Genomic DNA, 23,310 nt, shown 5'->3' with positions numbered 1-23,310 from the left:
GGGTGTGGCAGTGAGCGTGGCGGACGCCGATTCGGGCGTTCCGCACAAGACCAAGCGAAAGCGGGCGTGGAAGCCCTGGCTCGCGCGCGTCCTGGCGACGGCGGCGACGGGCTACGGCTACTACCTCAGCTTCGCGCCGCGCCCGCTGTGGTGGCTGGCCCCGATCGCGTTCGCCGCGTTCGCGCTGGTCCTTCGTGGACGGTCGTTCCGCGGCGCGTTCGGGTACGGCTTCGTGTTCGGCATGGCGTTCTTCGTGCCGCTGCTGGTGTGGCTGCAGGACTTCCTCGGCCGCGACTTCGGGCCGCTGCCGTGGCTGGCGCTGTCGTTCGCGCTGTCGCTCTACTTCGGACTCGCCGGGTGGCTGATCCGGGTCGTGGCGCGGCTGCCGCTCGCGCCGCTCTGGGGCGCTCTGGTGTTCGTCGCGCTCGAGACGCCGCGCACGTGGTTCCCGTTCGGCGGGTTCCCGTGGGGCCGGGTCGCGTTCAGCCAGCCCGAGGGCGCGTTCCTGTCGCTGGCGTCGGTCGGCGGCGCGCCGCTGGTCGGTTTCGCCGTCGTGCTCACCGGTTTCGGCCTCGCAGCCGCGATAAGCAGCCTGTGGCGCACGCGCAAAGCCTGGGACCGCGCGCTGGTGTGGCCCGCTGTTTCCACCGTGCTTCCCGCCGCGGCCGGGCTCGCGGTGTGGCCGACGATCGGGACCGAGGCGCAGAACGGTTCGCTCACCGTCGCCTCCGTGCAGGGCAACGCACCCGACATCGGACTGGCTTTGCAGGGACAGCGCGGGGTGCTGCGCGCGAACGCTCTCGCCGAAAGTTCGCGGCTGCTGCAGAAGGTCCAATCAGGACAGGCGCCGAAGCCGGATTTGGTGCTGTGGCCGGAAACCTCGACTCCGCTCGACGGCGACGACCCGGGCGTCGACCAGATGCTGTCGGCCTTCGGCGCCCCGGGGATCATCGGCGCGCTCGTGCGCACGCCGGACGGGGCGGCGGAGAACTCCGCTGTCGTCTGGGATCCGAACACCGGGCCGGGACAGCGTTACGTCAAGCAGGATCTGGTGCCGTTCGGCGAATACGTGCCCGCGCGCGCGATCGCGCGGCTGGTGACGCCGTTCATCGACGACACCCGCGACATGCGGCCCGGCGACGGCTCCAATGCCGCGCTGTCGGTCGCGGGAGCCAAGATCGGCGTGTTCATCTGCTACGAGTCGGCGTTCGACGGTCCCGCGCGCGACGCGGCGAACGCGGGCGGCGAACTGCTCGTCGTGCCGACGAACAACGCGTGGTACGGGCCGGGGGAGATGAGCTACCAGCAGCTGGCGATGGCGCGGCTGCGCGCGGTCGAACACGGGCGCGCGGTGGTGGTGTCGGCGGTGTCCGGGGTGAGCGCGCTGGTCGCCCCGGACGGGACGATCACCAGCTCCACCGGGCTTTTCACGGCGGATGCCCTGGTCGGGCGCGTGCCGCTGCGCACGCAGACTACGCTGTCGGATCGAATCGGTGCGTGGACGGAGTACGGACTGCTGGCGTTGGCGATCGCGGGTGTCGCCGGCGGGTTCGTGCTCCGTTTTCGCACCCGGCGCGGTACCGGCAAGACAGTGACAACGGGGACCACAGCAGGGGAAACGGCGGGCTGACTCGCCGGATGCGGAGGAGACGGATGGCGCAGGCGCCGCGGGGGGCCGAAACGATCGAACCGGTGCTGGTGGTGATCCCGACCTACAACGAGCGGGAGAACCTCGGCCCGGTCCTGGACCGGCTCCACAAGGCACTTCCGGACGTCGACGTGCTCGTCGTCGACGACGGCAGCCCGGACGGCACGGGGGAGCTGGCCGACGAGCGCGCGGCCGGGGACAAGCGGGTGCACGTGCTGCACCGCACCGCGAAGGAGGGCCTCGGCAAGGCCTACATCGCCGGGTTCCATTGGGGGATGGAGCGCGACTACGCGACGTTCGTGGAGATGGACGCCGACGGTTCGCACGCGCCGGAGGACCTGCCGCGCCTGCTGGACGCGGTCGGCGACGCGGACCTGTCGATCGGGTCGCGGTACGTGCCCGGCGGCAGCACGGTGAACTGGCCGCTGCGCCGGACGCTGCTCTCGCGCGGGGCGAACCTGTACTCGCGGATCGCGCTGGGCATCAAGGTGGCGGACATGACCGCGGGTTTCCGCGTGTACCGCCGTCCGGTGCTGGAGAAGCTGGCGCTGAACGACGTCGCCTCGCACGGCTACTGCTTCCAGATCGACCTCACGCGCCGCACCGCGGACGCCGGGTTCGACATCGTCGAGGTGCCGATCACCTTCACCGACCGGGAGATCGGCGTGTCGAAGATGAGCGGCGGCATCATGTCCGAGGCGTTCTTCCGGGTCGCGGAGTGGGGCGTGCAGCGCCGCCTGGCCCAGCTGAAGAAGCTGCTGGGCCGAGGCTGACGGTTTTCTAGTTGAGGACGCGGTAGGTGAGGTGTTCGGCGCCTGGCGTCGACACCGCACCGAGCGGCTCGAGGCGCACCGGCCCGGGATTTCCTCGGGGGAACAACGGAGTTCCGTCGCCGAGGACGATCGGCGCGAGGTGGATCCGCAGCACGTCCGCCAATCCGGCGTACAGGACCTGCGACGCGATCGACCCGCCGCCGCCCACGGTGACGTTCTTTCCGCCCGCGGCCGCGCGAGCCTGCTCGATCGCGCTTTCGAGGCCGTCGGTCACGAACCGGAACCGCTTGCCCAGCCGCACTTTTTCGGGCCGGGCGTGGGTGACGACGAACACCGGCGGCGCGGGGATCCGGTCCTCGCCCTCGCCGTAGCCGTCCTCGTCGGCCCAGCCGTTGGGGCCGTCCACGACGTCGAACATGGCGCGGCCCATGACCACCGCTCCGGTGTCGGTGAACGACCGGTGCAGGATTTCCGCATCGCGCGGCGTCGGGTCGGACACCCAGGTGTGCAGCGGTTCTCCGCCGATGCCGAGCCCGTGGTCGGGACCGGCTCCCGGAGCGGTGACGTAGCCGTCCAGCGACATCGAGATGTCCACGACCACCCGGCTCGCTCCCGGCCGGTCCGCGTCGCGCGCGAGTTCGCCGAGCCGGTCCATCGAATCGCGGATCCCGCGCTCCATCCCGCTCGCGACCATCGCGTCGCGCGCCTTGACGCTCGGGAAGACCGACCGGGTCCGCAGCCGCGTCCGGCCGTCGAGGTCCTCGAAGGTCATGGTCTCCAGGCTGACGTTGCCCGGCGCGCCCTCGTACTCGAAGGTCTGGACGATCCGCTCGGCGCTCTCCACCGCGTGGAAGACGCCGTGGAAGAAGTACTCGCCGCCGTCGGAGTCGCGATGCACGTAGCGGTACGCCCCGCCGGAGTGCGCGTCGAACTCCAGGATGCGCATTTCGATGTCGCGCGGACCGAGCCAGCGGGTGATCAGGTCAGGGTCGGTGAAGGCGCGGAACAACTGCGCGGGGGTCGCGTCGAAATCGCGGACGACCTCGATGAACGGGCTGCCGGGCTGGGCGCAGATGGTGGTCGCGGTCATCGGTCTTGCTCCTTGGTCTTTTCGAGGGCACTGGTCTCTTCGAGGATGCTGTCGAGGCGGCGGAATTCGCGTTCGCGGGTCAGCCGGTAGGCGTCGATCCAGCTGGTGAGCTCTTCGAGAGCGGCGGCGTTGAGGTGGCACGGGCGGCGCTGGCCGTCGCGGCTGCGCGTGATGAGCCCGGCCGCCTCCAGCACCTGGACGTGCCGCGACACGGCTTGTTTCGTCACCGGGAACGGCTCGGCCAGTTCGTTCACGGTCGCTTCGCCGAGCGAGAGCCGGGCAATCAGCGCACGCCGGATCGGGTCTCCCAGCGCGGTGAACGCCCGGTCCAGCCGGTCCTCGACGTTGTCAACGGACATCTTTATCAACCGATCTCTTTATCAAGCAGTACGTTGACAATAGGCCCGTCGCGTCCCCGGAGCAAGGGGCAGGGGGAATTCAGCGAACCTTGCGCACCGAGGTCGTCCCGACGTCGACGGCCGCGCCGCTCGCCGCGACCGGCATGAGCGGCGGAACCGGCTGACCGGCCTCGTCGACGAGCACGGAGTGGTCTTCGCCGGGGGAGAAGGCGTGCCGCTCGCCCCACTGCCGGAGCGCGACGACGACGGTGAACAGATCGCGCCCGGCCTGCGTGAGCGAGTAGACCTGCCGCTTGCCGGACTCCGCGGTCTGCCGGTCGAGGACGCCGCGCTCGACCAGGCGGCGCAGCCGGTCGGTGAGGATGTTGCGGGCGATGCCGGTGCGCTGCTGGAAGTCGGTGAACGCCCGCGCGCCGTCCATCGCGTCGCGGACGATCAGCAGGCTCCACCGGTCGCCGACGAGGTCCAGGGTGCGGGCCACCGGACACGTCGGGTCGGTCCAGGCCGGGTTCTCGCCCACGGGCGCGCCTCCTTGATGAGTTGCTCTTTGAAACCATCCTGCCGTACGGTGCAATCAGTTGCAATTCGCTACTGATTGGGGGAGCCATGGGCCTCACCACGGGCCGCCGGACGGTGTTCGCCGCGGTGTGCGCGGTCGCCGTCGCGAGCATTTACGCCGCTCAGCCGGTTCTGGCCGAAATCGGCGGAGACCTGGGCGTGCCGGACGCCGGATTGGGCTGGATCGTCGCCGCCGGACAGCTCGGCTACCTGGCCGGACTCGCCGTGCTGGTCCCGCTCGGCGATCTCGTCGACCGCCGCAAGCTCATCGCCGGGCACCTGCTGCTGACCGCCGTGGGCGCGGTACTGGCCGCAGCCGCCACCCAAACTTGGCTGCTGCTAACCGGTTTAGCGCTCGCGGGCCTGTTCGCGGTGGTCGTGCAGACAACAGTCGCCTACGCCGCCGCATTGTCCACTTCGGACGAACGCGGCCGCACGCTTGGCGTCGTGACCTCCGGCGTGGTCATCGGCATCCTCGGCGCACGCGTCGCGGCCGGTGCGCTGGCCGGACTGTGGGGTTGGCGCAGCGTCTACGTCGCACTCGCGGTGCTGCTGGTGACGCTCGCCGGTCTCGTCCTGAAGACGATGCCGCCCGACCCGCGCCGCGACGGCACCACCTACCGCCAGGTCGTGACGTCGCTCGGCGGCCTCTTCCGCGAGCCGCTGTTCCTCTCGCGGGGACTGATCGCGTTCTTCCTGTTCGCTTCGTTCGGCGCGCTGTGGAGCGGCCTGTCGCTGCCCCTCGCCGCCGCCCCGTGGAACCTGAGCACCGCGCAGATCGGCCTGTTCGGATTGGTGGGTCTGGCAGGCGCGCTCGGTGCCGCCCGCGCGGGACGTTGGGCGGACAGGGGACACACGAGCCTTGTCACCGGCGGAGCGCTGGTCCTGCTCGCGGTGTCGTGGCTGGCGGCGGGGCAGCCGTCGCTGTGGCTGCTGGGCGTGGGCGTGCTGGTGCTCGATTTCGCTGTGCAGGCAGTGCATGTCAGCAATCAGCACCTGCTCACCGCGGCGCATCCGGACCGCACGAGCAGCGTCATCGGCGGCTACATGATCTTCTACTCGCTCGGCTCCGCCCTGGGCGCGGCCACGACGACCACCGCGTTCGCGGCGGCGGGCTGGACCGGCTCCAGCATCCTGGGCGCGGCGTTCGCCGGGTGCGCGTTCGCCGTGTGGGCTGTGGCTAAGGCCGGAGCTCGGCGGCTGTCGTTGCGAACGCCTTGACCAGCGCGGTCTCCCCGGCGCTGCGCCACATCACTCCCCATTGCGCCGGCGGAGCGTCGCGGAAGGGCACGAAGGCGATGCCCGGTCGCGCGAAGTACTCCGCGGCGTGCGCGGCCAACGGGCAGATTCCTTCGCGCGCGCCGATGACCAGCAGAAGTTCCTGAAAGGTGCGATAGGCGCGCCCGCGGGTGACCGGAACGCCCGCGGGCGTCGTCCACGGCTCGGGCGGCTCCCGCCAGTAGGCGGGCGGCGGGTGCGCGGCGCGCAGGACCGTGTCGCGGCCGAGATCCTCCAAGGTGACGAACTCCCGGCGGGCGAACGGATGCCCGGACGCGACCGCGAGCACCATCGGCTCGGTGTGCACGACCGGCCCGGTCGTGATCGCGGAGTCGGCGACCGGCAGCAGGACCACGGCCAGGTCGGCCTCGCCGGAGCGGAGCGTGGCGAGCGGGTCCTCGAACGGCGCCTCGCTGATGTCGACCTCGCAGCCCGGGTGCCGGGCCCGGAACGCGCCCGTGACGTCGGAGATCAGGTTCGCCACCGCCGGAGCCTCGAAAGCGAGGCGCAAGGTCCCTTCGACGCCGCGTCCCGCCGCGACCGCGCGCTCGATCCCGGCCAGCAGCTGCCGGTAGGCGGGCCGGATGTCGGCCTCCAGCCCGCGGCCGATCGGAGTGAGGGAGACCCGCCGGCTGGTGCGGTCGAACAACCGCGCCCCGATCCGGCGCTCCATGGTCTTGACCGACTGGCTGACCCGCGCCTGCGACACGCGCAGCCGTTCCGCGGTCCGGCCGAAGTGCAGCTCCTCGGCGAGCGCGAGAAAAACCTCGATGTCCCGGTGTTCCACCCACGCCTCCGATCGATAACCCAGAGCTTATCAACCGATGCGCACTTCGTCGTTGTTCGCCCAGCTCAGCGACGGAAAAGTAGTCCTTGTTCACCCCGCACCGCACGGAGGAAACGATGTCCGAAACCACCCTGATCCGCTCCGCCGCCGCCGAAGTCCTCTCCGACGCTCCCGGCAGCCTGATCACGCTGCTGGCCGACTCCGGCGGTTTCACCACCAACCGCGCCACCCTGAACGAGGGAGTCTTCGGCACCCCGGCGCACTTCCACACCCGCGCGACCGAGTTCTTCTTTGTCCTCGGCGGCGCACTCCAGGTCCTGGCGGGCGACGACCTGCACACCCTCGAAACCGGCGATTTCCTCGCCGTGCCGCCGACCGTCCCGCACGCCTTCGGCCCGGCCGCCGGCTCCGCCGCCGACGTCCTGGTGGTCTTCACGCCCGGCATGGACCGCTTCGACTACTACCGGCTGCTCGACCGCGTCGCCCGCGGCGAGGCGGACCCGAAGGAGATCGCCGCGTCGTCCGAGCAGTACGACAACCACTACGTCGACAGCCCGCGATGGCGGCAGGCCCGCGCCGACGCGGCCGCCTGAACCCGGCCGACGCTCGCGGAGGGCGGCGAAACGCTGGGCGTGGACCCGGTGCGCGCGAGGAAAGCCGCCCGCGAAACGCAGACGGCGATCGGCCTCCGCGCCGGACCGGCTGGCCGCGCTCTGCGTCCCCGGCGTGCCGCGGACGCGAAACGGCCCCCGCGGGGGGAGGTCGCGGGGGCCGTTCCTGTTCGGTGGTGGGAGCCAGCTACTGGCCGAGGCTCAAGCGGACCGGCTGGTCCGGCGTCCCTTGAGCTCGGCGAGACGTTCGTTCAGCAGGTCCTCGAGCTCGGGGATGGAGCGGCGCTCCAGCAGCATGTCCCAGTGGGTCCTGGGGGGCTTGACCTTTTTTTGCTCGGGCTGCCCGCCGTCGACGATCTCGGATTCGCTGCCGTGCAGGCGGCACTCCCACACCGTCGGGATCTCGGCGTCGTCGGAGAACGGCACCTCGAACTCGTGGTTCTTGGGGCAGGAGTAGCGCACGGTACGGCGCGGAGCGAGGTCGTGATTGCGGTCGGTCTCGTAGCTGACCGCTCCCAGCCGGCTTCCACGGAGAACACGGTCGGCCATAGTGGGATTCCTTTCAGTCAGCTCCGGGTGGAGCCAGGGTGATGCTCACCCTATGCAACGAACGAGGCATCCGAGAGATTCCCGGCGCCCCATGTCGCTGCTCACGATGAGCTGCGTCACCCGTGGTCTTCAGCTTCCTCCAGAGGGAGTCGTTTCGCCCTCTGACGTGACGCGGATACCGCCTTCTTAGTGCGGATATCCCCCAGTCGGGCTAGTTAGGTTAGCTCTAGGACAACCGTAACTGACCGTGCTGGGCGGCAGCGGGTCCCAGATCCCCCGAGCGGAAGTGCCGACGGCACAGTACCTGATAACGGACCGTGACCATTTCGGCATCAGACCGTGCTGAAGCTGAAGGTTCAACTACGGAGTGTTCGGTATCTGCTACCACAACGGTGTCTCCGTCACGGAGAATCACGTCGTCGCGGACCCGCGCGTTGAACCGGCCGGGCAGCCCGCACCAGCAGAGCACCTCGACCTGGACCGGCTGCAGTTCGTCGGCGAGTTCGAACAGCCGGGCGGCCCCGGGGAACAGCGTGCTGCGGAAGTCGGTCGCGATCCCGAAGCAGTACACGTCGATGCCCGCCTCGTCGGCGAGTTCGGCCAGCTGGTCGACCTGGACGGGGGAGAGGAACTGCGCCTCGTCCACGATCACGTAGTCCACGTGCTGCCCGCGCGCCCACTGCTCGCGCACCAGGTCCCGGATGTCGGTGCCGGTCGCGACCTCGGTCGCCCGCCGCGCGATGCCGATCCGGCTGGTGATCTGCGGCGCGCCGGACCGGTCGTGGCGGACCAGCACGAGCCCGCGGCGGCCCTGGCGCGCGTGGTTGTGGTCGATCTGCAGCGCGAGCGTCGACTTCCCGCAGTCCATCGGGCCGTAGCAGAACTTCAGCCGTCCCCGCGCGGGACCGTTGCGCCGGGCCCCGGCGGGCGGGGCCGCGGAAAGCGCGTCGGTGGGGTCCTCGAGAACAACGTCGTCTGCAGCGGTCACGACGCCCGACCCTATCTGGGCCTCACAGCACCTCCGGCGGACGGTTGCCGGCGGCCGCGATCGCGCGCCGCACCGGCACCAGCGCGACGAACACGAACCCGAGCACGAAGAACACCACGAGCGCGATGATCGCCAGCCGGAACGACCCGGTCGCCTGCCCGACGCCGGCGAACACCAGCGGCCCCAGCCACGACGTGCCCTTCTCGCCCACGACGTAGAGCGAGTAGTACTGCGCGTCTTTCCCGGCCGGGATCATCTGGCTGAACAGCGACCTGGCCAGCGCGTTCGTCCCGCCCAGCACCAGCCCGATGCCGATCGACACGGCGAAGAACTGCAGTGGCTGCCTCGGCTGCACGAAGTACGCCCCGCCGAGCACCACGACCCAGAGCACGAGGCTGACCAGGATCGTCCGCTTCGCGCCGAGCCGCCGCGCGAGCAGGCCGTGCAGGACGCCGCCGGCGTAGGCGAGGAACTGGATCACCAGCACCGTGATGATCAACACTTCGTCGGAGAACCGCAGCTCGTCCTTCCCGTACTGCGCCGAGACCGTGACGACGGTGTTGATGCCGTCCGCGAAGAGCAGGTAACTGCCGAGGAAGGCGAGCGTAAGCGGATACGCCTTCGCCTCGGCGAGCGTCTGGCGCAGCTCGCGGAAACCCGACCGCAGCACGGAAACCCCGCGCGCGGCCTCGGTCGGCACGTGGACGCGGGGGAGCCGCCGCAGCGTCGGGATGGTGAAGACGGCCCACCAGATGCCCGAAGTCAGGAAGCAGATACGCACCGCGAGACCGGTGTCGATGCCGAGGGACTCCCGGCTGAGGTAGAACGCGAGCTGCAGCGCGAGCGCGAGCCCGCCGCCGAGGTAGCCGAACGCCCAGCCCTTGGCCGAAACGTCGTCGCGCTCGTCCGGCGTCGCGATGTCCACCAGGAACGAGTAGTAGACGACCAGCGAACCGCCGTACCCGATGTTCGCCACGATGAACAGCGCCGCGCCCAGCTGCCAGTCCGAACCGGCCATGAAGAACATCAGCGCCGACGCCACCGCGCCCAGCGCCGCGAACCCGCCGAGGATCTTGCGTTTGTTGCGGCTGCGGTCGGCCACCGCGCCCGCGATCGGCAGCACCAGAACCTGCACCACGGTCGCCACCGACAGCAGGTAGCCCCACAGCGAACCGGCGGGGAAGTGGAGGCCGAACACCGACACGTCGCAGTGGTTGAGCTTGTCGTCCGCTCCGGCCGCGTCGAGACAAGCCCTGTCCCCGTTAAGGGTGATGTTCTGCTTCGCGTCCGCCGCCGCGACGGTGCTCATGTACAGCGCGCCGAACACGGTCGTGACCGACGAATAGAACGGCGAGTTGGCCCAGTCGTAGAAGTACCAGCCCCACCGTTCCCGCTTGCTGTCCCGGGTCTCGGCCAGCGTCATCCACGGCTCCTCGTTCGGTCATGAATCTCCAGGTCGCGCCGGACATTACTGCCGAGAGGGCAGCCGCTACCGCCGAAGGGGGCAAACCGTGTCCGGTTCGTCGCTTCCGGTTTCCGCCACGCCGCGCGCAGGAACACGCGACACGCCGGGCCGGGCGTGTCGCTGCCGGGATATCCGGGCGTGTCATGTGAGACTGCTGTGCGTGGTGTGACTCTTGTGGTCCATGAGTCACGTGCTTAGTGTGCGTGGCATGACCAACCGCGTTCGCACTGCCAGACGGGCCGCCGCTCGAGCCTTGCTGCTCGTGGTCGCCGTCCTCGGCATGGAACTCGTCGTCACCGGCGCCGCCTCCGCGGACCCCCGCTCGGACACCTGGGCGAAGCTCCGCATGTGCGAGTCGAGCGGCCGCTACACGATCAACACCGGCAACGGCTACTACGGCGCCTACCAGTTCGACCTCTCCACCTGGCGCAGCGTCGGCGGCCAGGGCCGCCCCGACCAGGCCAGCCCCCGCGAGCAGGACTACCGCGCGCTGTACCTGTACCGGATGCGCGGCTGGCAGCCGTGGGAATGCGGCGGCATGCTCGGCCTGTCCAACGACGGCGACGCCCGCAGCAAGCGCGTCCCGTCCTGGGAGGAGGCCGCCTACATCGGCGGCGGCGGACTGCCGACGCCTCCCGCGCCCAAGCCGCAGCCCACCCCGCCCCCGGGACCGCCCGGCGCGACTCCCGCCTGGCCCGGCCTCGTCTACGCCTACGGCGACTGCGCGCCCGCGCTGCGCACGTTCCAGCTGCGGATGAACGCCTTCGGCTACGGCTTCAGCGGCACCGGCTGCTACTACGACAAGACCCGCACCGCGGTCCTGGACCTGCAGCGCGCCAACGGCATCAACGACTCGGGCCGGCTCGGTCCGAAGACGTGGAAGGCCGCGTGGGAGGGCAAGGCTCCGCGCTGACCCGCCCCGCTTCGGCGTAGCGCGCGGCGAGCTGCTGGAACGCTTCCGCGAGTTCGGCCGGGCCGACGACTTCGAGATCAGCGTCGACCCGGCCGAACGAAGCGGCCAGCCCGCGCCACGACCAAGCCCCGAGACTCACCCGGCACCGGTCCGGCCCGAGCGCCTCGACGACCCCGTCGGCCAGATAGCTCGCCGCCTCGGTCGCCGGGAGACGCAGGATCACCTCGCCGCGACAGGGCCATTCGCCGGACAGATCCGTCCCGCGGAACTTGGCGGCCACGAACGCGGCGACGTCGGACAGCCCGCGCTCGGCGAACCGCGGCCCGGTGGGCGTCCGCGGCGTGATCCGGTCCGCGCGGAAGATGCGCCAGTCCTCGCGATCGATATCCCACGCGACCAGATACCACCGCTGGCCCCACGTCACGAGATGATGCGGCTCCACGCGCCGAGGCGGCGTATCCGTAGGGGCGTAATCGAATCGCAGCACCTCCCGGGCCCGCACCGCGGCGCTCAACGCGACGAGGGTCTGCGGATCCGCGCTGGGAGCCGGGTGCTCGACGGCAGTGAAGCTCAAGGCGTCCACCCGATGCCGCAACCGTGCGGGCATCACCTGCCGCACGGTCTGCAGCGCCCGCTTCGCTGCCTCCTCGATGCCGGCTCCGGTCGCCGTTTGCAACGCGATGGCCAGCGCGACCGCCTGGTCGTCGTCGAACAGCAACGGCGGAAGCCGCGCACCGGCGTCGAGCCGGTAACCGCCGTCCGGCCCCTTCGTCGTGACGATCGGATAGCCCAGCTCCCGCAGGCGGTCGACGTCGCGGCGCACCGTGCGCGGACTGACCTCCAGCCGTTCGGCCAGCAGCGCGCCCGGCCAATCCCGCCGAGCCTGAAGCAACGAGAGCAGCGACAACAGCCGCGCGGAGGTCTTCGGCACGCCCTTGATCCTGCCTCGAGTAGCGGTCAGTTTCTGTCCGCTACTTCCACGCACCCCGTTCCCGCAGCACCTCGCGCAGCAGATCCGGCCGGTCCGTGACGATGCCGTGCACGCCGAGGTCCAGCAGCGTCCGCATCTGGTCCGCGTCGTCGATCGTCCACGTGTGCACCTCGAACCCGCGCCGCACCGCCGACTTCACGAACGAACGGTCGACCACTGTCAACGGCCCCTGCCGCACCGGAACCTGCGCGAGCCAGCCCGCGGAGAACCGGCTGATCGGCAGCAGCGGAGCCCACCCGTTCGCCCACAACAGGAACGCCGACCGCGGCCCCATCGCGGTCAGCAGCTTCGGCCCGGCCAGCCGGCGCAGCCGAGCGAGCCGGGAGTCCGAAAAGGACGCCGCCGCGACCCGGTCGATCGCCCCGGTCCGCTGCAGCGCCCGCACGAACGGGACCACCGCGCCGTCGGCCTTCACGTCGATGTTGAAGAACGCCTCCGGCAGCTCCTCGAGCAGATCCTCCAGCCGCGACAACGGCGCCCGGCCGTCGATCTTCACGTCCTTGAGCTGCGCCCAGGTCTGCGTCGCGATCGCCCCGCGCCCGTCGGTCGTCCGATCGAGCGTCGCGTCGTGATGGACGACGACCACACCGTCCGACGTGGCGTGCACGTCGGTCTCCAGATAGCGATACCCCTCGGCCGCCGCGCGCTGGAACGCCGGCAGCGAGTTCTCCAGCCCCTCCAGGTCGCCGAGATGCCAGCCGCGGTGGGCGAAGGCGCGGGGGAGCGAGTCGGCGAGGTACGGAAACGGTGGACGCATGCTTCCAGTCTGCGCCATCGGTGTGGCCCCGTCGTGAGAACGTGATGGACAGCTAGAGTCCGGCGGGTGAGGGAACTGGCCGAAACCGCTCTGACCGGCGACGAACGCGTCGTGCCGCGCCGCACGAACGCCCCGAAACACTGCGGCTGGTGCGGCCGCCGCCTGCCCGAAGCGGGCAACGTCGGACGCCGCCGACGCTACTGCGGGCAATCCTGCCGCCAACGCGCGTACGAACGCCGGACCGCCCTGCAGCGCAGCGGCCTGCCCGAGGACGCGGTCGTGCTGTCGGACACCGAGATCGCCGCGTTGCAGGACCGGCTCTTCCAGCTGCGTTGCGCGGCGGAGGACATCGTGACCGCTGCCCAGGACGGCGCGACTGCGGGGGAGCTGCGACAGCTCGCCGAGGAGATCGCTACGGCGGCCAAGGATCTCGAACAGCTTCGCTGAGGCTATTTGTTTTCCCCGAAAATCGCTGTCTGACCTGCTGGCTATTTTTTGTTATGCCAATTGACACAAGTGCCCTCGCGGCTCTGGTGTTCCCGCCATGGACGAACCCCGAGGGCGAGGCCGGCCCCGCAAAAACCCCGCGGCCCCGGCGCGCTGGACGCCCCCGGAAGGCTGGTCGCGGCTGGTCGCCTGGATCTCCCCGGAGGAGAAGAAGGCGCTGAAGCACGTCGCGGTCGAAGCGGACGTGTCGGTCGCGGACCTCGTCCGGTCGCTGGCGAGCGGACTGGCCGAGGGCGTCGTCAGCCATGAGGAACTACTGGGGCACGTCAGGAGAGGGAACCAAGTCATGGAGAAGATCCCCACGCTCTTCGAACGCGACGAGCGCTTCCAGGTGGTCGACCGGCCCCGCGCCGAATGCGCGTGGGTCTTCGACGGGGCCGGAGTGGGGACCGAGAAACTCGACGGCACCAACGTCCGCCTGACCGTCCGCTCCGGCCTCCTGGTCCGCGTCGAAAAGCGCCGCAACCCCAGCAAGGCTCAGAAACAGCAAGGCATCGTGGACGGCTGGTACGTCGACACCGACGAGACCTCCGCCGACGACAAGTGGATCCTCGCCGCCGCCGGGAACACCGACGTGTCGGAATGGGCGGACGGAGAGCACCCGTGCGAAGCGCTCGGGCCGCGCATCCAGGGCAACCCGCTGGCCTTGCCGGAGCACCGGTGCGTGCCGTTCGACTTCCAAGCACCCGCGGTGCAGGACGTCCCGCGCAGCTACCAGGGCCTGCGCGAGTTCCTGACCACTTTGGACAGCAAGTTCTCGCCGGGCCACCTCGCCGAAGGGATCGTGTTCCACCACCCGGACGGACGGCGGGCGAAGATCAAGCGCAAGGACTTCCCCCGGAGCACGACGGCCGCCTGAATTCGAGTTGACCTTCCAGCGGGTGGAAGGTGCAGAGTGAGGGCATGGACGAAGCGACCGGCCGCTACCCGATCGGAGAGCTCGCCCGCCGCACCGGACTGTCCGCGCGGACGATCCGATTCTGGTCCGACAGCGGAGTAATCCCGCCCGCGGAACGGTCCGCGGGCGGCTACCGGCTCTACAGCGCCGACGCGGTCGGCCGCCTGCACCTGGTCAGGACGCTGCGCGAACTCGGCTTCGGCCTGGACGCGGTGCGCGAGGTACTCGACAGCCGATCCACGCTGGCCGAAGTCGCCGCGAGCCACGTCGAGGCACTCGAAGCCCAGATCCAGCTCTTGCGGCTGAACCGCGCGGTCCTGCTCAACGCCCTCAGCCGAGACAACAAGACCGAAGGACTGTCCCTGATGCACGAACTCGCCCGATTGCCGGCCCACGAACGGCAACAGCTCATCGACGGCTTCGTCGACAAGATCTTCGCCGGGGTCGACGACCCGGACGCTCTGGTCATCGCCGAGTTCATGCGAGAGATGCCACCGCGGTTGCCCGACGACCCGACTTCCGCTCAGGTGGACGCCTGGATAGAGCTGGCCGAACTCGTCTCCGACGACGACTTCCAGCACACGATGCGGCAGATGGTGCTCCGCGGCGAATCCGACTACCGCATCGACTTCGGCCTCACCATCCGCCCGGGCGTCCTCGAACACGCTGGTCCCGCGGCGGAGGAGGGGATCGCACCGGAATCGGCTGCCGGTCACGCGACCCTCGACCGGATCGTGCCCGCTGACTGCGACTCGCGAGCCCTGCTCGAATGGCTTGACCTGGTCGCCGAACCGCGCGTCGAACGCTACTGGGAGCTGCTGAGCCTGATCGACAATCGCCCGCCGGAACCGCGCAGCGTGCCTGCTTTCGCGTGGCTCGCTGCCGCCCTGCGCGCACACCGATAACGCCGGGACGGCGTGGCTGAACAGGACCTGTTCAGCCACGCCGGGCACAGGGGAGAGGCTGATGGTGGCCTCCGCGCGGGCAGGGGTTCCTTGACACGGCCGAGAACCAGCATCCGCTCGGCTCGTTGCGGCGGGGTCGCTGCATCCCGGGCCTGGATCGCCTGTGGCACTCAGCGCGCACTCGCTGTAATCCGCGCGCGGGCCCCGGCTTACGACTGCGGAAGCTCCGCCGCCCGCGCCAAATTCTCCAGCGACGCCGTCAAATTGTCCGCCGTCATGGACCGCGCGCGGGTGTTGCGCATCGTGTCGTCGGGATCGAGCTCGGACCAGTCGTAGGTGTGCGTCACCTCAGTCCGCGTCGCGCTCAGCGGGTTCAGTTCCCAACGCCACAAATGCCCCGGCGGCTCCTTGCCCGGCTCCGACGGACGCCACGCCACCCGGCGCGCCTCCTCGAACTCGACGATGCGGTTCTCCCGGACCCAGCCGTTCGTGAGGGTCGTCGTGAACACCTCGCCGACCGCGTGCACCCGCTGGCCCGGCTTCGCCTCGGCCAGGTTGTCGTTGCCATCCCAGCTGGGCTGCCGCGCCGGGTCGGCGATCAGCTCGAAAATCCGCTCCGCCGGTGCCTCGATCTCACGGCTGGCGCGCACGACGCGCGAAGGTTCGTCAGTCACGCGCTCATGCAATCACATCGGCCTCCCGCGCAGTGCCCTCTCGAGAAGACTCCTCCCGAGCCAACCCGTTGAGCGCCCGATAAGTGCGGTTGCTCGCCGCGGCGGCTCGCTGTTCCCGGCCCGTCGCTTCGATGTAGTTCTGACTCGTCGCGAGGCTCGCGTGACCCAGCAGCGACATGATCTCCGACGCGGTCGCACCGTCCTCGGCCAGCCGCGTGGCGAAGGTGTGCCGCAACGCGTGGAGATTCGCGCCCGTCGGCACGCGGTCGTGCAAACCCGCCCACCGATAACACGACTTCACCAGATACTCCAGCGCACCGCGGCCGATCGGGTTGCCCGCCCGGTCCCGCAGGAGCGGCTCGTTCGACGAAAAACGTTGCCGGGGAAACCGTCGACGGCACGAAGCCTGATAGTCCTCGATCAGTTTCGCCATCGCCGGCTGCACCGGGATCGACCGGTCCCGGCTGCCCTTGCCGTGGACATGCAGCCTCAGCTCACCGTCTCGCCCGACGACCGACCGCGGCGTGAGCGCGCGCATTTCCGCTGCCCGCAGGCCCGCGACCAGTCCGAGCGCCAGAACCAGCACGTCCCGCTCCGGCCAAGGATCCCGCGCGCGTCGCGCACCGTCGGCCGCCGCGGTGAGCAGCTGCTCGGGAGTTTCCTCTCCCCGCAACGGTTTCGGAGTGAGCGGGGGAGTCTTGGGCCGCGCGACGGCTCCCATTGGATTGCCCGGGAGCAGTCCGTCGGACACGCAGAATGTGAGGAACTGGTTCCACGTCGACCACGCGCGCAACACCGAGCTTTTCGCGTGGTTGTCGGCAAACGCGCCGAAGGCAGCCCGCAGCACCGGCGCTGTCAGCTCTTCGACGTCCGCCTCGTCGCGACCCAGCTCGGCCAGCAGGAGAGCGGTGATCCCGGCGAGATCGCGCCGATAAGCGGCAGTGGTGTGCGGCGAGTCCTTGCGCGGCCGCCGTGCCGCGAAGAACGCTTGCTGTGCCTCGGAAACGAGCATAGTGATCTTGTACCGCACAGCACCGACAATTTCGACGCTGCTTCGGCACTACCTGTTGTCTGATATATGATGCATAATAGCGATTATGCATGAAACATGGCCGTGGAAGGGGTTTGACGAGGTTTGAGAAGGGGCTGGATCCCCTTGGGGGACAGCGCCTTTCGATCACTCCACTCGCATCTGGATGCTCCCTGCGTTGCGTGAAAAGTCAGTGTTCACGCGTGCCTCAGTGCAGCGAATCCACCTGACGCTGGGTCCGGTCTGCGACGCGTTCATCTAGTCGAGTGGATCTTCAGGTCGTCTGAGTCAGCCTCAGCGCGCTGGAGAAAGTTGTTGTGCTCCAACCTCAACGTCCAGCCAGTCGTGCTTAATTCGTCACGGTGACGAATTAAGCACGACTGCACCCGGTGGATCCCGTCGGGGATTCCAGGCTCTTCGCCGAGACGGCACCTGAGGCTCCGCAGGAGCTTGGTCCAGGCGTCCGCCTGCGACGGAGAGGCAAGCCAGCTGATGCTCGGCGAGTCAGGAATGCTCCAGAGGACGCGTGCGGAGACAAGTCGTGCGACAGCGTCAGAAACCTCTGGAGAAACCCCTCCTCAGTGCACTGATCCGCAGGTCGCCAAAACGCCGATAATGTACATTATGTCAAGTAAGCTGCTTGGGCAGCACCGCAGGCCACTCACCCGCCTGAGAGTCAGTGCCGGGACGGTCGGATCCTGATCTGGTGGTTATGGGCGGCGTGCCACAGCACTTCGCCGACGACGGCGTCTCCGACCGCTGGCAGCGACGTGCCGCACGGCAACGCCGTCACCTCAACCAACCCCAGCGCGTCGGGCACGCCATCGATCCGCACGAATACTCCGAACCGCTGTCGGCCGATCACCTTGCCCGTAATCGACGTCCCCACCGGCGAGGACTCGATCGTCGCCGCCCATGCCGCACGAGCCCGGCCCACGAGACGCTCGTCTGGCCAGCAATACTCGTCCACAGTACGAGTATTCCAGCCATTCCGTCCTCACCACACGAGCGGACCGTCGATGTCCACGTACGTGCCCGTCGGTCCGTCCGTGCCCACCTGAGCCATCCGGACGATGATCTCCGCGCCTTGCTCAACGGACTGTCCGCCGCGGCGTCCGTTGATGTCCGTGTTCGTGTAGCCGGGTTCGACGGCGTTGATCCGGATCTCCGGGAACGCCTTCGCGTACTGCACAGTCACCATGTTCACTGCGGCCTTCGACGCCGGGTACGCGACGCCCCGGTACGCGTGCTGATGCGTCGCCTGGTCGGCCATCCTGCCCAGCGACCCCAGCGCGCTGCTGACGTTCACCACCGCCGGCGCGGACGAACGTCGCAGGAGCGGCAAAAACGCATGAAGCACTCGCACGACGCCGAAGACGTTGGTGTCGAACGTTTCCCGCATCAGGTCGGCAGTCACGTCCGGTGCGCCGACCGGTTCCCCATCGCTGCCCAGTTCGATGGCGATGCCTGCGTTGTTGACGAGGACGTCCAGTCCCCCGTCAGCTTCGACGGTTTTCGCCGCGGCGAGGACTGACGCGTCGTCGGTGACGTCGAGCTGAACGGTTCGTGCGCCGAGTTCCGCCGCGGCCCGCTGACCTCGGGCGGCGTCGCGCGCGCCGATGTAGACGGTGTGTCCGGCGGCAACCAAGCGGCGGGCGGTTTCGTAGCCGAGTCCTTTGGTGGCACCGGTGATGAGCGTTGTGGTCATGGCCGCGAAGGTCGGTGCTGGAGCGCGGACCAAGTCAAGGATCGGTGGCAGGATGGGTGGATGCCGCTGCCGGAGCCGACGACGCACGACTGGTCCCGTGAGCACGATCCTGAGCACCTTCGGTTGATCCGCGAGAACCCGGATCGGTACGCGCCGGCCGGACTGTGTCACCTGATTCTGGAGGTGCTCGCCTACGCCGCGGACGAGGCCGAGGATCTGGGTGCGGGCCGGGCGGTCGTCGAATTTCACCCGGACGGTTCGGTTTCGGTGGCGGACGACGGTCGCGGGACGCAGATGGCGGTCGGCGACGACGGGCGGCCGGTGCGGAAGCCGGTGATGGCGACGAAAGACTTCCAGTACTTCGATTTTCCGCCTGCCACTCCCCTCCCGGACGGGCATCCGCGGTACGGGATGTCGGTGGTCGCGGCGTTGAGCGAGTGGCTGGTGCACACGAATCGCCGTGCGGAGGGGGCGTGGACGCAGCGGTATCGCCACGGCGTCCCGGTTGACGATCTGGTTGCGGTGCCTGCGGATGGCACTACCGGGACGACCGTTCGTTTCCTCCCTGCCGCTGGTCTCGACAACGGCGTTTCGGCGGAGTCGGTGCAGCCGTTGGCGGAGCGGTTGAGCGAGGCGCTGGCGGTCGAGGTTTAGTCCACTCCCCTGGGCGGTCCTTGGCTGATGCGGCGCAGGGTGGGTTCGAGGCGGTCGAGGTCGCTGGTGGTGATCAGCTGCCGTTCGTCCCACCAGGTCGCGCCGGCTTCGGCGAGCGGGGCGATCAGGTCGCGGGCTCGGGCCGGGTCGCCCGGGGTGCGGCCGCCGACGACGAATTCGAACTTCTCCCCCGCGCCGTGTTTTCGGGCGTAGGACACGACATCGCGGACGTCTTCCGCTGCCGGGACGACGCCGTGGGTGGCGTTTGTGAACAGCGGGGCGATGCCGTCCCAGCGCGCGGCGCGGCGGACGGGTCGGCGGTTGGGCCAGACGGCGGCGAGCCAGACGGGCGGGCGCGGCTGCTGGACGGTGGCGGGCAGGAGGGTGACGTCGCGGGCTTGGTAGTGCTTGCCGTCGTGGTTGACGGGGTTTCCGGACCAGTACTGGTCGAGAAGGCCGAGGCTTTCGTCGAGATGCTCGGCCAGCAGGACCGGGTCGGTGGGTTCGCCGAAGCTGCCGAATTCGTCCTGGATCGGTCCGCCGAGGCCGGCGCCGAAGATGACCCGTCCGCCGCTGAGGGCGTCGAGGGTGGCGACCTGGCGGGCGAGGTGCTCGGGACGGCGGCGGGGCACCGCGGTGACCAGCGTGCCGAGCTTGAGGGTGGAGGTCGCGAGCGCGGCCGCGGTCAGCAGCATCCAGGGATCGCCGAACGGCTGGCCGCGGCGTTTGTCCTTGTCGTGGACGACGTGGTCCCAGAGGAACAGCGCGTCCCAGCCTTCTTGTTCGGCCGCCGCGGCCACTCTCGCGACGGTCCGGGCGTCGGCGAAATCGCCGAAGTTCGGGATGTTGACCGAGAAGCGCATACCGGGCATGGTCCTGGCGAGAGAGGTGGTACGGCAAGCGAATAACCGGCCCGTCACGGAATTCTCGCTACGCTGTACCGGCGTGCAGGTGGCAGCCGAAACCTTCGCCTTCCGTGCTGATCGCGACGAGCGCGAGTCCGGCGCTCTCGGTGCGGGCCGCGCGGGAAACCTGGACGGATCCCCGCTCCGCCCGCATCCGCTTCAGGCGCGGCTGTCGGGGCGCTTGCGCGCCGGTCGGCGCGGGGTGGCCGGGTCGAAGTCCCGCCACAGCACCAGCGTGTCACGTCCTTGACGGGGGCGCGGTGCCTTGCTCCGGACGTAAGAACGCGCCCGAAGCCTCCGCTCCCGGTCGAGCCAGGTCAAGAACCCGCCCGGAATCAAGCACAACGACGGCACGAAGCTGAACACCATCGCCACGGTGAGCCCCCATGGGTCGTTGGCCAGGTCGCTGGTGCGCAGCCGGTCGGGGTCTGCCGGGTCGTACATCACGGTGACCGTGTCCCCGACCCGCGGAACGGGCTCGCTCGATGTCCTGCTGAGCACCCGTACCCGGTCGTCGCCGTCCACCATGAAACGCACATGAACGAAGCCGGACCGCGAGGGGCGATCGCCGTTGACCACGACGACCGTGCCCTGCACCCGAACTCCGCTGGCAGCAAGGTCGTCCGCGCGGTTTTGCAGGAAGACCCCGCTCGAAACGAACACGCTGAACAGCACGATGCCGGAGACCGCCATGAGCACGCCCACTCGCCGACGGCGAACGGCCAGTCTCGCCGTCTCGAACCGGCCAGCGTCTTCCGCGCCGACCCGTCCCCCTGCCGTCCCGAACCGGAGAAAGTCTTCCACGCCGTCCCCCGCCCGCGGCCCGCGTCTACAGCGGCTTTCGCACCTTCGGCCAAGCGTAGGGCTGCTCCATACCCTGGTGGAAGACCGTCGGTGGCGTGCCGTTCCGGCCGCGCCGCCGGGGAGAGGTGCTTGACCCTGCCCATCGTGGGATGCGAGCCGCACCGTTGACGCAAGTTGTGAATCGGTGGTTCACTTCTTGCCGTGGCTTACCGCAGAACGCCCAAGGTCCAGGAGCGCCTCGACGCGCTCCGGGACAGCATCCTCGACGCCACCGTGCAGCAGCTGGCCGAGCACGGCTACTCGGGCTGCTCGGTTGCCGCCGTCGCCGAGCGGGCGGGTGTTGCCGTGGGCACGGTGTACCGGCACTTCCCCACCAAGGCCGACCTCGTCGTGCGGGTCTTCCGGCAGGTCGTCTCCCGCGAGGTCGAGGCGGTGCGTTCAGCGGCAGCTGGACCGGCCGATCCCGTGGCCCGCGTCGTGGCGGTGTTCGAGACGTTCGCGGTGCGGGCGTTGAAAGCCCCGAGGCTTGCGTACGCCCTGTTGGCGGAGCCCGTGGACGCGGTGATCGACGCGGAGCGGCTCGAATTCCGGCGGGTGTTCCGGGACGTCGTGGCCGAGCACGTCGCCGAAGGCGTACGGGCCGGGGTGTTGCCCGCGCAGGACGCCGCGGCGAGTGCGGCGGCGTTGGTCGGCGCCGCGGCGGAAGTCTTGATCGGCCCGCTGACCAGCGGCGGGTCGGCGGAGGTCAGCGAGTTGAGCACGTTCGTCGTGCGGTCACTGGGAGGTTCGGATGCCCGCAACGCATGAGGTCGTCAATCAGGTTCCGCCGCTGGAGCACGACGTCGCCGCCGATCCGGCGCTGGCGGAGGCGGTCGGGCGCACGGAGGCGTCGTGGGTGGTCGACGAGCTGCACGAGCTGGGGCGGCTGGCGGGCAGCGAGCAGGTGCGGGAGTGGAGCCGGCTGGTCAACGAGAACGAGCCGGTGCTGCGCACGCACGACCGGTTCGGCCACCGGATCGACGAGGTCGAGTTCCATCCGCATTGGCACGACCTGATGAGCGTCGCGGTGTCGCACGGGCTGCAGGCCGCGCCGTGGCGGGACGAGCGGCCGGGGGCGCACGCGGCGCGGGCGGCGAAGTTCTATGTCTGGAGCCAGTCCGAGGCCGGGCACACCTGCCCGATTTCCATGACGTACGCGGCGGTTCCGGCGTTGCGCGCGAATCCTGAGCTGACCGAGAAGTACGAGCCGCTGCTGGCGTCGACCGAGTACGACTTCGGGTTGCGCGAGCCGACCGCGAAACGCGGCCTGATCGCGGGCATGTCGATGACCGAGAAGCAGGGCGGTTCGGACGTCCGCGCGAACACCACCGCGGCGCGGCCCGCGGGCGACGGGACTTACCGGCTGGTCGGGCACAAGTGGTTCACGAGCGCGCCGATGTCGGACATGTTCCTGACGCTCGCGCAGGCCCCCGGCGGGCTGTCGTGCTTCCTGCTCCCCCGCGTTCTCCCGGACGGCAGCCGGAACCCGATCCGGTTGCAGCGCTTGAAGGACAAGCTCGGCAACCGGTCGAACGCGTCGTCGGAGATCGAGTACGACGACGCGGTGGGCTGGCTCGTCGGCGAAGAGGGCCGCGGGGTCCGGACGATCATCGAAATGGTCAACAACACCCGGCTCGACTGCGCGCTCGGCAGTTCGTCGGGCATGCGGCTGGGCGCGGTGCGCGCCGTGCATCACGCGACACACCGGCACGCGTTCGGCAAGGCGCTCGTGGACCAGCCGTTGATGGCGAATGTGCTGGCAGACCTGGTGATCGAGGCGGAAGCGGCGGTGGCGGCGTCGATGCGGCTCGCGGCCGCGGGCGACCGGCGCGACGACGAGCAGGAGCAGGCGTTCCGTCGTCTCGGGCTCGCGGTGACCAAGTACTGGGTCTGCAAGCGGGCTCCGATGCACGCGGCCGAGGCGCTGGAATGCTTTGGCGGCAACGGGTATGTCGAGGAATCGGGCATGCCGCGGCTGTACCGCGAAGCTCCGCTGATGTCGATCTGGGAGGGCTCGGGCAACGTCGCCGCGCTCGACGCGTTGCGCGCGATGGGACGGCAGCCGGAGTCCGTGGCGGCTTTCTTCGCCGAGGTGGAGCAGGCTGCGGGCGGGGACGCGCGCCTCGACGACGCGGTCGACCGGCTCAAGAAGGATCTGTCCGATGTGGACGATCTGGAGTTCAGGGCACGGCGGGTCGTCGAGTCGATGGCGTTGGTGCTGCAGGGTTCGCTGCTCGTGCGGCACGCGCCGCGCGCGGTGGCGGACGCGTTCTGCGGCACGCGGTTCGGCGGCGACTGGGGCTTGGCTTTCGGCACTTTGCCCGCTGGAACCGACACTTCCGCGATCATCGCCCGCGCCCGCGTCTAGTCCGCGTGTTTCGCCGGACAGGGCCTGGCGGCGAGGGCTACTGTCCCTGCC

At 69.6% G+C, this 23,310-nt stretch carries 26 protein-coding genes; 11 read left to right on the top strand and 15 right to left on the bottom strand.

All coding sequences use genetic code 11. The annotated features are described in order from the left end of the window. Positions 1–4 precede the first annotated feature (4 nt). The gene (lnt, locus tag ACFORO_RS44500; protein ID WP_377872499.1) at positions 5–1,630 is read left to right on the top strand and encodes an apolipoprotein N-acyltransferase; all 1,626 of its coding nucleotides are present in this window, start codon (positions 5–7) and stop codon (positions 1,628–1,630) included. 23 nt (positions 1,631–1,653) lie between these two features. Beyond that, positions 1,654–2,421 (top strand): polyprenol monophosphomannose synthase, encoded by a 768-nt coding sequence (locus ACFORO_RS44495; protein ID WP_354741876.1) that lies wholly within the window; start codon positions 1,654–1,656, stop codon positions 2,419–2,421. A gap of 7 nt (positions 2,422–2,428) precedes the next feature. Here ACFORO_RS44495 and ACFORO_RS44490 read toward each other — a convergent pair whose 3' ends face one another. The 3 genes from ACFORO_RS44490 to ACFORO_RS44480 all read right to left on the bottom strand — a co-directional run bounded on the left by ACFORO_RS44490 (position 2,429) and on the right by ACFORO_RS44480 (position 4,390). Beyond that, positions 2,429–3,511: an SRPBCC domain-containing protein gene (locus tag ACFORO_RS44490; RefSeq protein WP_377872496.1), complete on the bottom strand. Its 1,083-nt coding sequence runs from the start codon at positions 3,509–3,511 to the stop codon at positions 2,429–2,431. Further along, positions 3,508–3,870, bottom strand: coding sequence for an ArsR/SmtB family transcription factor (locus tag ACFORO_RS44485; protein ID WP_377872494.1), 363 nt, complete (start codon positions 3,868–3,870; stop codon positions 3,508–3,510). The genes ACFORO_RS44490 and ACFORO_RS44485 overlap by 4 nt, the downstream gene beginning before the upstream one ends. Positions 3,871–3,949: 79 nt before the next feature. Further along, a complete protein-coding gene (locus ACFORO_RS44480) occupies positions 3,950–4,390 on the bottom strand; it encodes a winged helix-turn-helix transcriptional regulator (protein WP_377872493.1) in 441 nt (146 codons plus the stop codon). Positions 4,391–4,476: 86 nt separating this feature from the next. Here ACFORO_RS44480 and ACFORO_RS44475 point away from each other — a divergent pair, with 86 nt between their 5' ends. Further along, on the top strand, positions 4,477–5,649 hold the full coding sequence (locus ACFORO_RS44475) for an MFS transporter (protein WP_377872492.1): 1,173 nt from the start codon (positions 4,477–4,479) through the stop codon (positions 5,647–5,649). On the opposite strand, the gene ACFORO_RS44470 is transcribed toward ACFORO_RS44475, so the two are convergent. Continuing rightward, on the bottom strand, positions 5,609–6,493 hold the full coding sequence (locus tag ACFORO_RS44470; protein ID WP_377872491.1) for a LysR family transcriptional regulator: 885 nt from the start codon (positions 6,491–6,493) through the stop codon (positions 5,609–5,611). The two genes, ACFORO_RS44475 and ACFORO_RS44470, sit on opposite strands and share 41 nt — an antisense overlap. 116 nt (positions 6,494–6,609) lie before the next feature. Here ACFORO_RS44470 and ACFORO_RS44465 point away from each other — a divergent pair, with 116 nt between their 5' ends. Then, on the top strand, positions 6,610–7,086 hold the full coding sequence (locus ACFORO_RS44465) for a cupin domain-containing protein (RefSeq protein WP_377872489.1): 477 nt from the start codon (positions 6,610–6,612) through the stop codon (positions 7,084–7,086). Positions 7,087–7,305: 219 nt separating this feature from the next. Here the strand turns inward: ACFORO_RS44465 and ACFORO_RS44460 are convergent, their stop codons facing one another. From ACFORO_RS44460 to ACFORO_RS44450, 3 genes are all read right to left on the bottom strand, one after another. Beyond that, on the bottom strand, positions 7,306–7,653 hold the full coding sequence (locus ACFORO_RS44460; protein WP_009078445.1) for an RNA polymerase-binding protein RbpA: 348 nt from the start codon (positions 7,651–7,653) through the stop codon (positions 7,306–7,308). A 226-nt stretch (positions 7,654–7,879) separates the two neighbouring features. Next, entirely contained in the window at positions 7,880–8,641 is a 762-nt protein-coding gene (locus ACFORO_RS44455; protein WP_354741862.1) for a thymidine kinase, read from the bottom strand. Positions 8,642–8,663: 22 nt separating this feature from the next. Continuing rightward, positions 8,664–10,064: an MFS transporter gene (locus ACFORO_RS44450; RefSeq protein WP_377872487.1), complete on the bottom strand. Its 1,401-nt coding sequence runs from the start codon at positions 10,062–10,064 to the stop codon at positions 8,664–8,666. Between the two features lie 250 nt (positions 10,065–10,314). On the opposite strand from ACFORO_RS44450, the gene ACFORO_RS44445 reads away from it, so the two are divergent. Beyond that, the gene (locus ACFORO_RS44445) at positions 10,315–11,019 is read left to right on the top strand and encodes a transglycosylase family protein (protein ID WP_377872486.1); all 705 of its coding nucleotides are present in this window, start codon (positions 10,315–10,317) and stop codon (positions 11,017–11,019) included. Here the strand turns inward: ACFORO_RS44445 and ACFORO_RS44440 are convergent. Further along, the gene (locus tag ACFORO_RS44440; RefSeq protein WP_377872485.1) at positions 10,952–11,950 is read right to left on the bottom strand and encodes a helix-turn-helix transcriptional regulator; all 999 of its coding nucleotides are present in this window, start codon (positions 11,948–11,950) and stop codon (positions 10,952–10,954) included. The two genes, ACFORO_RS44445 and ACFORO_RS44440, sit on opposite strands and share 68 nt — an antisense overlap. A gap of 40 nt (positions 11,951–11,990) precedes the next feature. After that, a complete protein-coding gene (locus ACFORO_RS44435) occupies positions 11,991–12,767 on the bottom strand; it encodes a glycerophosphodiester phosphodiesterase family protein (RefSeq protein ID WP_377872483.1) in 777 nt (258 codons plus the stop codon). 66 nt (positions 12,768–12,833) lie between these two features. Between ACFORO_RS44435 and ACFORO_RS44430 the strand changes: the two genes are divergently transcribed. From ACFORO_RS44430 to ACFORO_RS44420, 3 genes are all read left to right on the top strand, one after another. Further along, complete coding sequence (locus ACFORO_RS44430) at positions 12,834–13,214, top strand: hypothetical protein (protein ID WP_377872482.1); 381 nt, start codon at positions 12,834–12,836, stop codon at positions 13,212–13,214. Positions 13,215–13,311: 97 nt separating this feature from the next. Then, a complete protein-coding gene (locus ACFORO_RS44425; protein ID WP_377872480.1) occupies positions 13,312–14,133 on the top strand; it encodes a hypothetical protein in 822 nt (273 codons plus the stop codon). Between the two features lie 44 nt (positions 14,134–14,177). Beyond that, complete coding sequence (locus tag ACFORO_RS44420) at positions 14,178–15,077, top strand: helix-turn-helix domain-containing protein (RefSeq protein WP_377872478.1); 900 nt, start codon at positions 14,178–14,180, stop codon at positions 15,075–15,077. Between the two features lie 209 nt (positions 15,078–15,286). On the opposite strand, the gene ACFORO_RS44415 is transcribed toward ACFORO_RS44420, so the two are convergent. The 4 genes from ACFORO_RS44415 to ACFORO_RS44400 form a co-directional block, all read right to left on the bottom strand. Then, positions 15,287–15,751, bottom strand: coding sequence for an SRPBCC family protein (locus tag ACFORO_RS44415; protein ID WP_377872476.1), 465 nt, complete (start codon positions 15,749–15,751; stop codon positions 15,287–15,289). Positions 15,752–15,755: 4 nt separating this feature from the next. Continuing rightward, positions 15,756–16,781: a tyrosine-type recombinase/integrase gene (locus ACFORO_RS44410; RefSeq protein WP_377872475.1), complete on the bottom strand. Its 1,026-nt coding sequence runs from the start codon at positions 16,779–16,781 to the stop codon at positions 15,756–15,758. 676 nt (positions 16,782–17,457) lie between these two features. Beyond that, positions 17,458–17,751: a hypothetical protein gene (locus ACFORO_RS44405; RefSeq protein WP_377872474.1), complete on the bottom strand. Its 294-nt coding sequence runs from the start codon at positions 17,749–17,751 to the stop codon at positions 17,458–17,460. Between the two features lie 27 nt (positions 17,752–17,778). Continuing rightward, positions 17,779–18,489 (bottom strand): SDR family NAD(P)-dependent oxidoreductase, encoded by a 711-nt coding sequence (locus ACFORO_RS44400; protein WP_377872472.1) that lies wholly within the window; start codon positions 18,487–18,489, stop codon positions 17,779–17,781. Between the two features lie 60 nt (positions 18,490–18,549). Between ACFORO_RS44400 and ACFORO_RS44395 the strand changes: the two genes are divergently transcribed. After that, positions 18,550–19,143 (top strand): hypothetical protein, encoded by a 594-nt coding sequence (locus tag ACFORO_RS44395; RefSeq protein ID WP_377872471.1) that lies wholly within the window; start codon positions 18,550–18,552, stop codon positions 19,141–19,143. Here ACFORO_RS44395 and ACFORO_RS44390 read toward each other — a convergent pair. Together ACFORO_RS44390 and ACFORO_RS44385 are read right to left on the bottom strand one after the other, a co-directional pair. Beyond that, positions 19,140–20,006 carry an LLM class flavin-dependent oxidoreductase gene (locus ACFORO_RS44390; RefSeq protein WP_377872470.1) on the bottom strand — a complete coding sequence of 289 codons (867 nt, stop codon included), beginning with the start codon at positions 20,004–20,006 and terminating at the stop codon, positions 19,140–19,142. The genes ACFORO_RS44395 and ACFORO_RS44390 overlap by 4 nt on opposite strands. Positions 20,007–20,207: 201 nt before the next feature. Then, positions 20,208–20,852: a DUF3592 domain-containing protein gene (locus tag ACFORO_RS44385; protein ID WP_377872469.1), complete on the bottom strand. Its 645-nt coding sequence runs from the start codon at positions 20,850–20,852 to the stop codon at positions 20,208–20,210. 201 nt (positions 20,853–21,053) lie between these two features. On the opposite strand from ACFORO_RS44385, the gene ACFORO_RS44380 reads away from it, so the two are divergent. Both ACFORO_RS44380 and ACFORO_RS44375 read left to right on the top strand, forming a co-directional pair. Next, positions 21,054–21,659 carry a TetR/AcrR family transcriptional regulator gene (locus ACFORO_RS44380; protein ID WP_377872468.1) on the top strand — a complete coding sequence of 202 codons (606 nt, stop codon included), beginning with the start codon at positions 21,054–21,056 and terminating at the stop codon, positions 21,657–21,659. Continuing rightward, entirely contained in the window at positions 21,643–23,259 is a 1,617-nt protein-coding gene (locus tag ACFORO_RS44375) for an acyl-CoA dehydrogenase family protein (protein WP_377872467.1), read from the top strand. The genes ACFORO_RS44380 and ACFORO_RS44375 overlap by 17 nt, the downstream gene beginning before the upstream one ends. The last annotated feature ends 51 nt before the right edge of the window (positions 23,260–23,310 follow it).

Origin of the sequence: Amycolatopsis halotolerans, from assembly GCF_042647905.1 — a bacterium.
Taxonomy (GTDB): Bacteria; Actinomycetota; Actinomycetes; order Mycobacteriales; family Pseudonocardiaceae; genus Amycolatopsis; species Amycolatopsis halotolerans.
Note: the sequence above shows the minus strand (reverse complement) of the source record. Positions and strands in the feature narration are given on the sequence as shown.